Source organism: Abiotrophia sp. HMSC24B09, assembly GCF_001815865.1.
Taxonomy (GTDB): Bacteria; Bacillota; Bacilli; order Lactobacillales; family Aerococcaceae; genus Abiotrophia.
The window spans coordinates 81,082-96,640 of record NZ_KV822192.1; the positions used below are offsets into that span (position 1 = coordinate 81,082).

General features: G+C 48.0%; 12 protein-coding genes. 10 read left to right on the forward strand and 2 right to left on the reverse strand.

The window, feature by feature from the left end; genetic code table 11:
• Window positions 1–3: 3 nt before the first annotated feature.
• The 8 genes from HMPREF3093_RS01145 to HMPREF3093_RS01180 all read left to right on the forward strand — a co-directional run bounded on the left by HMPREF3093_RS01145 (window position 4) and on the right by HMPREF3093_RS01180 (window position 9,037).
• Complete coding sequence (locus HMPREF3093_RS01145; RefSeq protein ID WP_257244453.1) at window positions 4–714, forward strand: CDP-alcohol phosphatidyltransferase family protein; 711 nt, start codon at window positions 4–6, stop codon at window positions 712–714.
• A gap of 9 nt (window positions 715–723) precedes the next feature.
• Window positions 724–1,815: a glycosyltransferase family 4 protein gene (locus HMPREF3093_RS01150; protein WP_070755200.1), complete on the forward strand. Its 1,092-nt coding sequence runs from the start codon at window positions 724–726 to the stop codon at window positions 1,813–1,815.
• A gap of 1 nt (window position 1,816) precedes the next feature.
• On the forward strand, window positions 1,817–2,809 hold the full coding sequence (locus tag HMPREF3093_RS01155) for a glycosyltransferase family 2 protein (protein ID WP_070755201.1): 993 nt from the start codon (window positions 1,817–1,819) through the stop codon (window positions 2,807–2,809).
• 15 nt (window positions 2,810–2,824) lie between these two features.
• Window positions 2,825–3,802: a capsular polysaccharide synthesis protein gene (locus tag HMPREF3093_RS09445; RefSeq protein WP_083316226.1), complete on the forward strand. Its 978-nt coding sequence runs from the start codon at window positions 2,825–2,827 to the stop codon at window positions 3,800–3,802.
• A gap of 17 nt (window positions 3,803–3,819) precedes the next feature.
• Entirely contained in the window at window positions 3,820–4,788 is a 969-nt protein-coding gene (locus tag HMPREF3093_RS01165) for a glycosyltransferase family 2 protein (RefSeq protein ID WP_070755202.1), read from the forward strand.
• Window positions 4,789–5,248: 460 nt separating this feature from the next.
• Window positions 5,249–6,454 (forward strand): O-antigen ligase family protein, encoded by a 1,206-nt coding sequence (locus HMPREF3093_RS01170; protein ID WP_070755203.1) that lies wholly within the window; start codon window positions 5,249–5,251, stop codon window positions 6,452–6,454.
• 22 nt (window positions 6,455–6,476) lie between these two features.
• Complete coding sequence (locus HMPREF3093_RS01175) at window positions 6,477–7,550, forward strand: acyltransferase family protein (RefSeq protein WP_070755204.1); 1,074 nt, start codon at window positions 6,477–6,479, stop codon at window positions 7,548–7,550.
• A 26-nt stretch (window positions 7,551–7,576) separates the two neighbouring features.
• Window positions 7,577–9,037 (forward strand): flippase, encoded by a 1,461-nt coding sequence (locus HMPREF3093_RS01180; RefSeq protein ID WP_070755205.1) that lies wholly within the window; start codon window positions 7,577–7,579, stop codon window positions 9,035–9,037.
• A 147-nt stretch (window positions 9,038–9,184) separates the two neighbouring features.
• On the opposite strand, the gene HMPREF3093_RS01185 is transcribed toward HMPREF3093_RS01180, so the two are convergent.
• Together HMPREF3093_RS01185 and HMPREF3093_RS01190 are read right to left on the reverse strand one after the other, a co-directional pair.
• A complete protein-coding gene (locus tag HMPREF3093_RS01185) occupies window positions 9,185–9,739 on the reverse strand; it encodes an NUDIX hydrolase (RefSeq protein ID WP_070755206.1) in 555 nt (184 codons plus the stop codon).
• Window positions 9,739–11,076: a hypothetical protein gene (locus HMPREF3093_RS01190; RefSeq protein ID WP_070755207.1), complete on the reverse strand. Its 1,338-nt coding sequence runs from the start codon at window positions 11,074–11,076 to the stop codon at window positions 9,739–9,741. Before HMPREF3093_RS01190 ends, HMPREF3093_RS01185 begins: the two co-directional genes overlap by 1 nt.
• A 252-nt stretch (window positions 11,077–11,328) precedes the next feature.
• Here HMPREF3093_RS01190 and HMPREF3093_RS01195 point away from each other — a divergent pair, with 252 nt between their 5' ends.
• Window positions 11,329–13,674 (forward strand): N-acetylmuramoyl-L-alanine amidase family protein, encoded by a 2,346-nt coding sequence (locus HMPREF3093_RS01195; protein ID WP_070755208.1) that lies wholly within the window; start codon window positions 11,329–11,331, stop codon window positions 13,672–13,674.
• A 199-nt stretch (window positions 13,675–13,873) separates the two neighbouring features.
• Window positions 13,874–15,217 carry a CapA family protein gene (locus HMPREF3093_RS01200; RefSeq protein ID WP_070755209.1) on the forward strand — a complete coding sequence of 448 codons (1,344 nt, stop codon included), beginning with the start codon at window positions 13,874–13,876 and terminating at the stop codon, window positions 15,215–15,217.
• Window positions 15,218–15,559 lie beyond the last annotated feature (342 nt).

A 15,559-nucleotide genomic window follows, 5' to 3' on the forward strand; every position in this document is an offset into this window, starting at 1 on the left:
CCAATGGTCACAATTAATGATATCGAAGCTAAGACCATGTCACCAGAAAAGCGGCAAGAAGCCAAGAAAGATTTATTCGCTTTTTATGTGGGACGACCAATCTCTTATTTATTAACCATTCCCTTCATTAATACCTCGATCACGCCTAACCAGGTGTCTTATTTATCCTTACTTCCACTAGGCATAGGATTGCTAGTTACGCTGCTAATTCCTACTCTAGCCGGTCAAGTCCTGGCCTGGTTATGCTTCTTCCTCTGGAATTTGTTGGATGGGGTTGATGGCAACCTAGCCCGTTACAAGGGGATTTCTTCGCCAATGGGTAGTGTAGTTGACGCCATGAGCGGATATGCTGCCATGTTTATCACCTACTTATCCATGGGGGTAGCGGCCAGCTATCGTTCAGCGCTCAGTATTTGGAAACCTGAATGGCTACTAGTCATGGGGGCTCTGTCAGGAGCCTTCGTCATCTTCCCGCGCCTGGTCATGCATAAGGCCATTAACACGGTGAAGACGCAAGAAAGCCAACAACTCAAAGGTCGTCAGAACTTTGGCCTGGCTGAAATCATTGCCTTGAACTTAACTTCCATTTCTGGCATGCCGCAAGTTTTCATGCTGATTGCTATTCTTCTGGGGTGGAATGATCTCTTCACAGTAGGTTACTTCATCTTGAATGGTCTGGTTATGATTCTATCCTTACGCAAGGTCCTGCGCTAAGAGGCCGCCATGAAACGAATTGCAATTCTACGCTATAATCTCAGCCATGTCGGCGGCGCTGAGAAGGTAGCAGTCAATCTAGCCAATGCCTTGTCTGCCGACTATCAAGTGCATCTCTTGTCCATGACTATGGATGGGGCGGGTCTGGCCTTCGACTTGGACCCGGCTGTTCATTTTCACAACTTCTTCCAGGGCAATCCGCGGGTACGCGAGCTAACCTGGAAAGCCAGTCGGACCCTACGGACCTATCTCAAGCAACATGGCATTCAACTGGTCTTTTCCATTGCGCCCGCTACTAACACCATCATGCTCTTAGCCTGCATGGGGACTGGCATTAAGACGGTCTTCTGCGACCATCATAGCCTGGCCTTTGATGACGGCAGAGGGCGCCGCGTTCAGCGTTTTCTGGGCGCTAAGTTTGCGGATAAAGTAGTCACCTTAACCGATGAAGACCGTGGAAATTACATTGAAAAGTATCATTTGAAAGCCGACAAGGTCAGCTTTATCTACAACTGGTTAGAAGCCTTAGAGGGCCAGCCTGAAATTGATATGACGGCTAAGAAAATTCTGACGGTGGGCCGGCTTAGTCAACAAAAGGGCTATGATTTGTTGGCTAAGGTTGCCAGTCAAATCCTGCCAGCCAATCCGGATTGGACTTGGGATATCTACGGGGAAGGTCAGGATAGCATCAAGGCTGACCTAGTAGCGAGTCTGGAGGCAGCGGGCTGTCTCCAACAAGTAGACTTCAAGGGCAATGTCAAAGGCATGGACCATATCTATCCAGGCCACAGCCTCTATGTCATGACTTCCTATCATGAAGGCCTGCCCTTGGTCTTGTTAGAAGCTAAGCAGTATGGTCTGCCCATTGTCAGCTTCGCTTGTCCAACTGGACCTTCTGAGATTGTCAGTGACGGCCGCAATGGCTATCTAGTGGCGCCATACGATGTGGACCTCATGGTGACGCGCATCCAGACCTTGATTGAGGATACCGACCTTAGACAATCCATGTCTGACCGGTCCATGGATGATACCGAAAAATTCGATAAAGCAAGAATCCTGGCTCAATGGCAAGGCCTGATTCATGAACTATTAGGAGAGTAAGATGGAAAAATTATTGACCGTAGTCATGCCGTCCTATAATGCAGCATGCTACTTACCTGAGACGGTCCCAACTATTCTGGCTAGTCGCCACCTTGATCAAATTGAATTGTTGATTGTCAACGACGGGTCCAAAGACGAGACCTCGACCATTGGCCATCAATTTGCGGCTGACTACCCACAGGTAGTACGGGTTATCGACAAGGAAAATGGGGGGCATGGCTCTACCGTTAACGCCGGGATTGAAGCGGCCCGAGGTAAATACTTCAAGGTTGTAGATGCTGACGACTGGGTGGATACTCAGGCCTTTGACGCGCTCCTAGACTATCTAGCGGGTGTGGATGATGACTTGGTAGTGTCGCCTTATACTAAGGTCTATGTTGACAGCAATCAAGAAGAGTTGTACCACGAATTTCAAGGTGTGACACCAGAACATCATTATACTTTCGATGAACTATTAAATATTACGCAACATACACTAGGTATGCATACCATGACCATTAAAAGCTCTATTTTGCGGAATAATGCGGTGCGCTTGGGTGAGAAGATGTTCTATGTCGATATGGAATATATCACTTACCCTATGCCTTATATCGAGACAGTTAGCTTGTTTGATGCCCCTATCTATCGCTATCGACTAGGTAGCGTGGGTCAGAGTGTCAGCCTTGAAAGTTATCTTAAGAACCGGGCCATGCACCAAAACGTGATTTACCGACTTGTGTCCTTTTACCAAACAGGTAAGTTGAAAGGGATTCGCGCCCAAGTCGTCAAAGCTCAAATTCAGCGTATGATTAATTTACAGGTTCGACTCTATTTGATGTTACCGGATACTCGCCAAGGGAAGAAAGAACTGTTGGCCTTCGAGGCTACCCTAGCACCGGACTTTAAGCGGCAAGCACCAAGCAAGTTAGTGTATGTCTTGCGACTCAGTCGTTATCGTCTCTTTGGCTTATTACGCCACTATCTCAAGCGTTTTAAGAATACCCGAACTAACTAGAAGGGAGATGTTTCCATGGGCAAAATCAGACAGAAGTGGCGTGAATTATCGCGCTACCGGCAAGTCTTTAATGGGAGGATTATGTGGGTTCAGTTTCTGGATAAGGTGCTAACTAAGCTCGCCAAACTTCCTCTTCCCTTCTTTCGCCCCTTGGTTCATCATGGCTTTTTAGCCAAACATCGGGCGATTCTAACCTATTTAGAACGTGATTTCCAAGATTTCTTGGAAAACTATGACTTCACAGGCCCGGCATCCGAGTCGAAAACCACTCCACGACGGATTTTCTCCCTTTGGCTCCAAGGACGTGAGGCGGCACCACCTTTGGTGCAAGCTACGCTTGCATCTCAGGAAGCTTTTGCTGAGCAATATGGTTTTAATTGGACTTTTTTGACTCAAGACAATCTCAGTGACTACTTCCAGGTGCCAGATAGCCTCAGGATGTTTGTAGATCAAGGCGACATTGATGTCGTCAAGTTATCAGATTTGATTCGTTGCAGTCTCCTGTCTGATTATGGGGGCGTCTGGTTCGACTCGACTCTCTATGTGACCGATACAAGTAGTGCTTCGTATTTAGCAAATGATTTTTATACCATTCCTGCACGTGGTAAAGAATGGTATCCTAAGTATGTGGCCAATAACCGCTGGGCAATGTTCTGCCTAGCAGGTTCAGCTAATCATGTGATTTTCCGATTTTTGCGGGATTTTCAGGTGGCATACTTTACACGGTATAGATTACCGATTGATTATTTTCTTATTGACTACCTCTTGGACATTGGCTATCGGTACTCAGATGTCATTCGGAAGGCGATTGATGCGGTTCCTCAGAATAATCAGGACCTGTATTTTATCGCTAACCATGCCAATGATTTCGTTGATGTGAGCGAATGGGACCGGGTGAAGTCAACGACTCAGCTCTATAAATGTAGCTATAAGATTTCCCTCACAGCGACAGGCGACACCTACTATCATCGTCTGCTCAATCAAGCACTCTAATCAGAAAGGAGCTTAACATGAAGGTATCTGTTATTGTACCGGTCTATAATGTACAGAACTATCTCCACTATGCTATGGAGAGTCTCCTGGCCCAGACCTATACAGACTATGAAGTGATTCTTGTCAATGACGGGTCTACCGACGATTCGGGTCGCTTGTGTGAAGAGTATGCGTCTCGCTATGACCATGTTTATTACTATGCCAAGGCCAATGGTGGCCAATCTGACGCACGGAATTATGGGGTAGCCCAGGCTCAGGCAGAGTGGGTGACCTTCCTTGATCCGGACGATTATCTCGAGCCGTACAGCCTGTCTTTAATGATTGAATTGCAACGTCGCTACAAGGCTGACCTAGTCTCGACTAAGGTTGAGTTGACCACAGTGTACGAAGCCTATAATGGGTATACACTGATGGAAGCGGATTTCAGGCTCTCTACATCCAGTCAAGCAGAAGCTCTGGAGGCCATGCTCTATAATCATGAAGCGACTGTTTCCGCGTGTGGTAAGCTCTATCGCAAGTCGCTGATTGAGTCCCACCCATTTCCTGTAGGGAAAATTTATGAGGATTTTTCTGTTGCTGCTGCCCATGTTTTAGCAGCTCAGACGATTGTGGTAAGCCCCTTGGTGACCTATCATTATTACCAAAGGTCAGGAAGTACGGTTAATTCAAACTTTAGCCTTAAACACTATGATTTTTATGATGCGGTGGAGGCAAATCGAGCGCTCTTGCCTGGATTTGGTAATCAAGCTGAGCGGGTGGAGGCTGCGCTCAATATCAAATGTGTGGCTGGCTCTTTCCGGTTGATTGATCTAATTGCAAATGCTAAGCAGTATGGAGAGCTTGATGGGATACGCCGGCGCTTGCGTGTTTATCAGGACACCGTTCGGCAATCGCACCATGTTAGTCTCCAGTTTAAGTTGAAGTACCAGCTCTTTCTCTGGACTCCCCGACTCTATCTGCTTGTAAGGAAGCGGAACAAGACCTAGCTCATTGCAAACAAATGTGAAGGTGATTAAGTGACAATCAAATTATATCCATCTCGTATACCAACCTATTTATTCTATAGTGCCTATCTATCTTTGTGTTTTTTACTTTATTGAATACCTCGTTTTATGCTCGTTATTTTGAAAATAGCCTCTTTTTACTGATATTACTTTTCGTGGCAAGCTTGCTGTTAATGAAAGAAATCCTCGAAGTGATGATGGAGATCAACTGAATCGAGAGCTATTTGCATATATGGAGCAAAAGGGTTTCAAATTCAAGTTAAATCTAGGTAATAAGACAAGTGGGCTTGCCTACATTAACTATCAGACAAAAGGCGTACTCAGTTGGTTAATCAAACCGTTAATTAATAAGAAAATTGCGTCTTATCAAGATGCTAAAAGTCTAAGATAATGGTAGTATTTTTAGTATGTACAGAAGAATCGAAAGAAGTTGGGTGAAAGAATGAAAGTAAGAATTGCGACCCTTAGTTATTATATATGGGCCTGTTTACTAATATTGCAATGCCAGACCATGTATGCTGTTCATCAAAACCGTCTCTTATGGTTTGTGACTTTGCTTGTTTATTCAATTGGACAGTGTGCATTTCTAATATATGAAACAAGAATCCCATCGAAATTATTCCAGAACACTATGCTAATACTAGGTGGCTATTATGGAATAGAAGGTGTTTTGTTGCTAAGAAATCTATCAGAAAATTTAAGCCGAGACTTCATCTTGTTGAATTTGATTGGTTTACCGGTATTTATTGTGACACTTACTCTGATGATTTTTCGTAAAGAGTTAAAGGACTTCTTGCTAGCTTTTAATAGAATTGTGGTAGTTTTTGCAGTTCTATCCCTCTTTTTCTGGTTCTTCGGGAGCCTCCTAGGGATATTAAAGCCAAGTGGCACAGTTGTGAATGCTTGGAGTGGTGGTAATATAGTAAATAGTTACTACCATTTGTATTATGAAACTCAACGTATTGGTGTTATGGGCTTTACCTTTATTCGCAATAGTGCTTTCTTCACAGAGGGGCCAATGTGGAATTTGATTATTTCTTTGGCCTTTATCATCGAATTGTTCCTATTAGAAGAATTAAGCAAATGGAGGTTAGTGGTTATCCTACTAACAGCAGCAACAATTTTCTCAACAACTGGGATTTACGTTATTGGGATAGGTTTCTTAGCTCACGTGCTGTTGGTGCGGAAAAGCCGCTTTCGCTTTCTATCTTTATTGGCGACTCCAGCACTTGTATATGCTTTAACTCGAGTAATTGAAGATAAGGCTGCTAGTAACTCGGCCGCTATTCGAATGGATGATTATGTAGCTGGGTTTAATGCCTGGCGCGAGCGCCTCATTACAGGGTGGGGTTTCAGTGGTCTTGGAAGTATTGAATACTATATGAACGGTGCAATTCGACCAAACTATGGATATAGCAATAGCTTCTTCGTTGTTTTAGCTCAAGGTGGCATCATACAAGGTATTGTTCAGTTTGCACCTTTTATGGCACTGTTTGCGCCGGGCGCCTCTACTAATCGAACTAAGTGTGCCATTAGCTTGTACTTCATCTTGATTTTAACAACTATCTTCTACAATACGATGCTTTTTAATGTGATTGCCGCGACAGCATATGCGGCGCTTATCAATAAGATTACCCTAAATCACTAAATTATGAAGAAGGAGAGATTCGATGCAACAGTCTAAACGAATTAATGAATACACGGTATTACGTGTATTTGCCATTCTCCTAGTTTTAGTTAGTCATATCTCATATTATAAGGTAGGAAATGAATTTGGTGGTGTAAATATACTAGCGCTTGCCCCCAGTGGAACGTCATTCAAGTGGTATTATCTTATAGATAAATTTCGCTATGTCATCTATCTCTTCCATATGCCTCTGTTTATGGCTATCTCGGGCGCCTTGTTCGCGCTACAGACTAAGAAGGGGCGTTGGTCAGGCTTTGGTAGCTTTGCTGAGGCTAAATGGCAGCGTCTCATGATTCCTTATCTAGTCTTTACCTTGCTCTATCTAGTACCTCTTAAGTATCTGAGTGGCTATTTTGGGCAGGCTAATTTCTTAATGGCGGAAGGTAGCCAATTAACCCTCTTAGGTAACTCGCACTTGTGGTATCTCTATACCTTGTTCGTTGTGGCCTTAATAGCTTACTTCTTGGTGCCGCGTATGCAGGTTTGGTATCTCCTGCCACTTTGGGGGCTCCATCTAGTGAGTGCCTATGTTGGGCTATCCTTAATTAGCCTACCGATGGAGTTTCTCCTTTGGTATATGCTAGGAGCCATGTTCGAGACCTATCGCGAGACCTTGACTTCTTATTTCCGGACTAAGCGAGCGGTTTTCTTAACTATCTGGCTGACAGCCTTTATTGTCTGCTCATTGCTATCGCTCTATGTAGGGCGTTTTGGCGTTCCAGCTTTGCAACGTCTAGTCAATGACTTGGCGGCTGTCGCAGGGATGGGACTGACTTATCTCTTGGCTGAGTCACTGGCTCAGCAGAAGAGTTTCTTGGAGTCTAGCTTTGTAAAGGCAGTCTTGCTAAATGGCCTAGGGATCTATATCTTCTCTGACCCTTTGAACTATGTCTTATTGCGTCTGGGCCAAGCCTTGTTGGGACCAGCTGGCATGCTGTCCCTAGGTGGCTTAGTCCTTATGATGATTTTGCGTTTAGTTCTAACAGGACTAGCCGCTTATTACTTAACCCGGCTCTTTGTTAGACTGTGGCCAAACCGTGCAAGCTGGGTTCGTTAGATGATTTATTGATAAGGAGGTCGATCATGACCCAACACAAACAAGTATCCATTAAAATCAACTTTATCATGAACTTCATCTTAACGGTGTCGTCCTTTATCTTTCCTATTATTACCTTTCCCTATATCTCGCGGACCTTGCTGCCACTAGGGACGGGGCGGATTGCCTTCGCTACTTCGGTGGCTAGCTATGCCACCATGTTAGGCATGGTGGGGATTCCGACTTATGGGATTCGGGCGGTCGCGCGGGTACGTAACCAGCAGCGGGAGCTCAACAAGACGGTTCAGGAGATTTTCTTCTTCAATGCCATTACCACCTTAGGCGCATTGGCTCTCTATCTGGTCAGTATTGCCTTGGTGCCAAGGTTTGCGGAAGATAAGATCCTCTTCCTGATTAACGGGGTAGGGATTGTCTTCAACCTCTTCGGTATGGAGTGGCTCTATCGGGGCTTGGAGCAGTACCGTTATATTACGGTTCGTTCCATTGCCTTCAAATGCTTGTCCCTGGTGCTCATGTTCCTCCTGGTTCATACGACTTCGGACTATTTGATCTATGGGGGGATTCTGGTCTTTGCGACAGTGGGGGCCAATGTCCTTAACTTCATTCACGCCCGCCACTATATCAGCTTCAGACTAGAGCCTAATTTGGAAATCTGGCGTCACTTCTTCCCGGCCCTGCAGTTCTTCCTTATGGCTGTCGCCACCACCATCTATACCAGTCTGGACTCTGTTATGCTAGGGATGATGATTGGCAAGGAAGCCGTAGGCTATTATGATGCGGCCATTAAGATTAAGAACATCTTGATTAGTCTAGTGACAGCCCTGGGTGGGGTGCTCCTACCTCGACTGTCGCACTATATTCAGACCGAGCAACATGAAGCCTTTAAGCGGGTGACCCGCAAGGCCTTCGCCTTCGTCTGCTTCGCTAGTATTCCGCTCTCGACCTATTTTATCGTCATGGCGGAACCGGCCATTCTCTTCCTATCTAAGGAACAATTCCTGCTATCGGTCTTCCCTATGCAGCTTGTCATGCCGACCATAGTCTTGATTGGTCTGTCTAATTTATTAGGGATTCAGATTCTCCTGCCGCTAGGCAAGGAGCGAGTGGTCTTGTCCTCTGTCTGTTGGGGGGCGGTCTTGAACTTCGCCCTTAACCTAGTCTTGATTCCAAGCTGGGGGGTAGCCGGGGCGGCCTTCTCCACGCTCTTGGCAGAATTGCTTGTCACCCTCTATCAGTCCTGGTACTTGCGCGATCAACTCAGAGAAATGGTCGTCCTGGCCGACCTAGGCAAGATTGGCCTGGCGACGGTCCTGGCAACGCTGAGCACCTTCTTATTCAGAAACTGGATCTCGCCATTCTGGACCTTGGCGCTCTCGGCCTCTGTCTTCGGCCTAATCTACTTGGTTATTCTCTGGTTTAGTCGCGAGCAGTTCGTCAGCTATCTAGGTCAGCTGGCCCTGGGCTTCTTAAAAAGACGCAAGGCTTAATTAAGTGCTCCTATCTATTAGTGTCTACACTAATAGATAGGGTAGAGAAGAGCTGAAATACGTGCTCTATCATAAACAAATTTTAAAATACCCCTAGCTACAAGCCCATTTGTAGCTAGGGGTATTGTTGTATAGAGTCCTTGGAACTTAAGCGTCCAAGAGGGGATAGCCGGCGCAACGCCAGAGGTTAAGGGCTGCTAGGCTAATGCCGTCGCAGAGTTGGCCGGAGGCAATGGCGGTTTGGACCTCTTCTAGAGACCACCAGGCAACTTGGGAGACTTCTTGGTCCAAGGCTTGTGCCTGTTCCTGGAAGGCCATGGCTACCACATAGATTGGGTTAGAGAGTAGGCCACTATCAGCATAAATCGTGCCTAAATATTGGGCGTCTCGACTGATGACACCCGTTTCCTCGCGGACTTCTCGGATAGCACCAGCGACTTGGGATTGATCACTGGCTTCGCCCATGCCGCGGGGCAGCTCCCAGAGGGTGAGGCCGATGGCAGGACGTTCTTGGCTGACTAGGGCAATTTGCTGATCACGGACTAGAATGCCGACGGCACCAGGTCGGCCAGCTTTTAAGGTCAAGCGAACTTGGTCGTATTGTTGCTGCCCTGGTTGCGGATTAAGGGGGGCTTTCTTCTCTTCAAGTTGGATAAAATCTGGATCACGATAGGTGAAGATGGGTTTCCATTGATTAGTCATTAGATTAAGTCCTCCATAAAAGTAAGTTGGCTAGCGGATTGAGTCTGATGGATGGCCAGTAAGTCTTGGAGCTCATCCCAAGGAACAGCTAGGAGGCAGATGGTCGCAATCCCTAGCCAAGAGCCATTTTCTAGAACATTAAGTTCATATAAGACGGATAGAGTAGCCAGAATCGCAATCAAGAGAAACTTGGAATAAACGATGAGGCGTTTGCGATTGAAACTCTGGAATTCTGGTAGGGAGTCTCCTACCATGAGGGCCAAGTCCCGCATGGAGTTGGGGTTGAGTGGCCGGGTCTGAGCCTGGAAAAACTCGCGAGCATTAATTCTTAGCTGGGCGTAGTTGAAGGCGGATAGTTTGGTCATATCCGATAGAATGCTCCCTGTAATCACGAGTGACGAGGATTCTAAGGGGCGGAAATAACGCGTTAAGACATGATGGCGCTTGGGGCTTAAACCAAGTGGTGTCATCATCTCTTGGTCGCGACGCTCGTCGTCCGTTAAAAAGCTACCAAAGTTGATATAGTCCGCTTGATATAAGCGGGCGATGGTACGGGTATAAGCCGCATTCCACCAGGTGAAGACGACGAGCTTTTCCTGCGGCGTGGTTCCCAGGCGATGGATTAGCTGGAGGGCCCGTAGGCGTTTAGCGATGACGTCTTGTGGAATACGAAGCTTGCTTAGGGCTAACTGGATCTTGCTGCTGCCTTGAAGGGCTTGATGGGCTTGGCAGATGCTGTCATCATCTTGGCCTTCTTGGGCTAGACAGAGGGTCAAGATGAGATGATGGGTCGATTCGGGTAGGGACTGGATGGATTGTACAGCCTTCTGCAAGACTTGTTGCATAGGGAAATGAGCTTGGCGCCATGGCTTGAGGCTGAGCCGACCTGTCTCGATGGCTTGCAACCAGAGGGCTACGCGTGCCTGATACCAGGATTCAAAATCTTGGGGAGCGGGGTTGTTAGCGGGTTGATGACTAGGATAGAGCCAGTCCAAGTCTTGGACTTGAAGTCCGTAGGCTAGGCGACAAGAGTTGGCGCCCAGAGCCTGAACCGCTTCATAGAGGGAAGTCAACTGGGTAGAGGGGCCATAGACGATGAAGGGAAGCGGTTCGCTCGGTAGACAGCCAAGTTGTTCGGCTAGTTCCTGAGGCGTGAATTGTAAGAAGAGGATACCATCAAAGATATTGGCATAAAATAGGGTTAAATTACCTGATAAGAGGATGGCTGTGCGAAGTTTGGCGAAGAATTCTTTCTTGGCAGTCTGAGGATGTCTAAGCCAATCCTGAGCCTGAACAAGCGAATCGAAGTCGTAGACAATGACATTATGGAGTTGCATGGGCTGAAGTCGCCTCCTTTTGTTAGTTTCTATTATAGTATAGTTGACTGAAAAAATAAAAGACCTAAGCCAACGCATGACGTCTATCACCATGTGATGACAATAATTAACGCCATCTTAACTGGCAGATAAGAATTTGATGTCTTGCTACCAATTTATAAAAAATCTATTGCTTTTTGAATGGCTTACTTGTATGATAGACAAGGATTTACAAGCCATGAATAATGTATTTTTTTAGGAGGAATCACCAAAATGAAGAAACATGGTTTAGCGGCCTTAGTGGTCGTTGCCCTGGGTTCTGTCATGATTTTGGATCAGGTGCAGGCTGAATCAGTCAGTCCAGCCGCGCCGACCAGCCATGAAGTTCAGGACCCCTTACAAGCATCGGCCCCAGCAGTGGCCCCCGCTGCAACAGGCCAAGAAGTAGCGCAAGAGGCGTCTGCTGCTCAAAGTCAGGCATCTAGCGCTGATCAAGCCACTTCTGATATGTCGTCAGCCAATCAGTCGGAGGAAGGATCCGGTGAGTCGGCTTCAGCTAGCCATGCAGAGCCGGCGGCCTTACCAGCCGTACCTGCCCTAGATTTAGCCCCTAAGGCTAACAGCCAGCCGCCGGTTAAGCCCGTTGACCAAGGTATTTCCACTTCTTTCTACCAGTTTACCGAATCAGTCGGGCGTGGGACCTTCCTCGCTCATATTTCCTATGGGGATTACGATGAGGCTGGCTACCGTAAGGTGGCCCCTAAGAGCCAGATTAGTGCGCAACTCCAGTCCGCCACTGGCCAAGGCCATGTGCCTCTAGAAGTTAAGGCAACCCAGAACCCACGGCTCTTCGAGCTCAGCTTCGATTCCAAAGCTCTCGCGACGGACATGGCCTACCGGGTCATGATTAAGGTAGCTGATAACCAGGAGCAACTCTGGTATGGCGACCGCCAGTATAAGCAGGCAGTGGCCGGCTTAGAATTCAATGCCCAAGGCGCACGCGTCAGCCTACGTAAGGCAGCCCCAGTGCAAAAGGGGATTTCCACTTCTTTCTATGAGTTTTCGGCGACTGACACGGTAGGGACCATTCTGGCTCATATTGCCTATGGGACTTATGATGCGACGGGTTACCGCGAGGTGGCGCCACAAGCTGTCATCAAGGCTCGCCTAGAAGCCACCAAGGGTCAGCATCAAGTAGACCTGCGGGTGCGGGCTAGCCAAAACCCGCGACTCTTCAACCTAGACTTTGACCGGACGGCGCTTAAGGCCGACCAGACTTACCGGGTGCTGATTAGTGTGGACAATAAGGAAGAAGCCCTCTGGGCAGGCGATAACAGCTACAAGCAAGAGTCAGGGGACTTGACCGCCATGGTAGCTAAGCAACGCTTCCTAGTTAAGAAGGTGGCTCCTGCTAAGCCAGTTGACAAGGGGATTTCGACTTCTTTCTATGACTTCTCTCTAGTAGACGGGGTAGCTAAGATTTTGGCTCACTTGTCTTACGGAACTTATGATGCGACCGGCTATCGAGAAGCGGCGCCAGCTAAGGAAGTGAGTGCCCAAGTCCTATCTCAGGATGGCCGTCATAAGGTCAATGTCCAAGTGAAAGCCACTCAAAACCCGCGTCTCTTCGAACTCTTCTTCGACGCTAGCCAAATCCGTAAGGGACAAGTCTATCAAGTAGTAGGCGGCGTAGGCAATGCCAGCGAAGTTATCTGGCATGGTGACCGTAGCCTCAGCCAACAAGGAGGTAACCTCTTGCTGACAGCACCGGGTGGTCGTCTGCAGCTGCAATACCAAGAGCGTCTAGTTAACCACGAAGTCAAGGTTCGCGGCATTGGCACGACGCTTCAGGTCCTGGATGCTAATGGTAAGCGCCAGACTGTGCCGGTTAAGGACTACTTCGGTCAACGTTTTGGCGTGGCGAGTCTGCCAGGTGCTAAGAATGCTGAAGTAGCGCTGATTCGCAATAACAAGGTCTTCGCCTATGCTAAACGTTCTGACTTAGTGGAAGTGCCAATGGGCAAGCGGACTGTCTACATCGACGCAGGTCACGGTGGTGCCGAGACCGGGGCAGTGGCCTTTGGTCGTGCCGAGAAGGACATGAACTTAGATATTACCCGGCCACTGGCTGACCGACTGCGTCGTCTGGGCTATGAGGTCTATGAGTCGCGGGTGGACGACAAGGAAATTCCACTAGGCCAACGTGAGCTTGAGCCTAACCGACTCATGCCGGATATCTTCGTCAGCGTCCACCACAACGCCATGCCAGCGGCTCTGTCAGGTAAGGTGCAGGGGATTCTGTCCCTCTTCCACGATCACAGCATTGAGGAAGAAGGCTTCATGTCCATGCCTTATCACCCAGAAAGCAAGATTACAGAAGGTAAGCGTCTGGCTCAACTTCTGCAACGCGAAATGGTTAAGATGACAGGCGGCCGTGACCAAGGGGCACGTCCTCAGAACCTGCATGTGACTCGTAAGACGGACATGCCAGCTGTTTTGGTGGAGCTAGGCTTCATGGATAACGCCGAGGAGTTCCAGAAACTTAATCAAGCTGCCTACCAGGACAAGCTCATTAAGGGTCTAGTCCAAGGGATTCAGGCTTACTTCGGTAAGGCTTAAGAATAGATGATAACGGTAGAAGCCAAGGCTTCTGCCGTTTTTTTGCTTTTTGCGGGCGAAGGACGAAAATTCAAGTAAATTTTCTAATATTTTTAGGGGAATGGCTTGACGGGGTTGACCGGGCGGATGTAAAATATGTAATATAAATGTCTTATTTTTGTAATTATAGCACTTATCTTCCTACAAAGGGGTCTTGTTTATGAAATCAGAGTTTTTCAGTAAGTATCGTCCGCAGCTTATTGGGCTTGCCTTTGTTCTCTTTCTGGTGGCCGGATTCGCCATGATTGGCCTCCTAGCAAGCCAGCCTCACGATCATTTGCAGACGCATGAGTCTGAGTCAGTGGTGAGTGAGAGCTCTAGCAGTGAGCCCAAGCCCCTGGTCTTAGCAGAACCTCTGGTAGGTCTCAAGGCTAAGGACCAGGAGACGCCTTTTGAAGGCAAAGAAGGGGAGCTCAAGTTGCGCTCAGTTGGCGATGTCTTGTTGCATGAATTTGTCAGCGAGATGGCCAGCGTCAAGAATCCTTTCTACAAATCAGCGGTCGACCGGCTCCACAAGGATGGCATCAGCTGGGAGAACCCAGGGGGCGCCTATGATTTCTACCCAATGCTGGCGCAGATTGCCCCTTACATGTCCTATGCTGACGTGACTTTGGCTAATATGGAAGTCATTGTGGCCAACCCTCAGTATCCGGTGACTGGTTACCCTTCCTTCAACGCGCCTAAGCAGATTATTAAGGCCCTTCAGGCCATCGGTGTGGACATGGTGACCAACGGGACCAACCATACCTTGGACTATTCGGCGCGTGGGGCGCTAGCCTCTATTGCTAACCTCAAAGAGGCGCAGATGCCTTATGTAGGGAGTTTTGAGAGCCAGGAAGATCACGATACCCCGCGCATTATCGAGAAGAATGGCATTAAGATAGGGATTTTGACCTATTCCTACGGTACCAACGGCGTGCCCGTGCCAGAAGACCAGCCTTATTTGATTAACCTGGTAGACCTGCCTCAGATGGTAGAAGATGTCAAGGCCCTCAAAGACAAGGTCGATGCTGTAGTGGTGACTTTGCAGCTAGGTCAGGAATATGACACTACTCCAGATCCAACTCAGGAGCAAGTCTTCCAAGCCCTGAGCGATGCTGGCGTCAAATTGATTTTGGGCGGCCACCCGCATGTCTTGCAACCTATGCAGTGGTTTAACGGCAAGCAGACCTTTGCCATCTACTCCCAGGCTAGCTTCATGTCGGGGCAAATTTACCCGGCTAATAAGCAAGGGGGCATCACCGAGGTGACGTTCAAACGCGGCGAAGACGGCCAAGTAACCGTCACTGATCCGAAGTTCATGCCAATCTATATTACGGGCGCCGAGAATGCCGAGTTCTACGAAACGGTGCCTATGGCCGACTACAATCGCTACGCGGTCACCGAGGGCGCCGACTGGTACGAGATTATTCGCCAGCGCATGCAGCTCTATACTAAAGACTTCCGTTATGTCAGCCACCTAGAGACCCAGTGGACCCAGGAAGATACCGATATTCATCGCTAATATAGTTTTGCGCCAATGGCCCACTCAAAGGAGTGGGCCATTGGCTATGTAGGGGGCTGGAAAAAGGCGGAAACTGGGGAAGAGGCCGTGAGCCAGTGGTCCACTTTGCCGAGTGGACCACTAGCTCGGGTGGAAAGGCCGGAAAAAGGGCGAAACCGTGGGAAAAGCCACGAGCCAGTGGTCGACTTTGCCAAGTGGACCACTAGCTGGGTTGGGAAGGCCGGAAAAGGGCAGGAAACGGGGGAAAAGCCGTGAGCTAGTGGTCGACTTTGCCGAGTGGACCACTAGCTCGGCTGGAAGGCTTGGAAAAAGGATTAAGTCCCTATAATTGTGTAAAAAGAA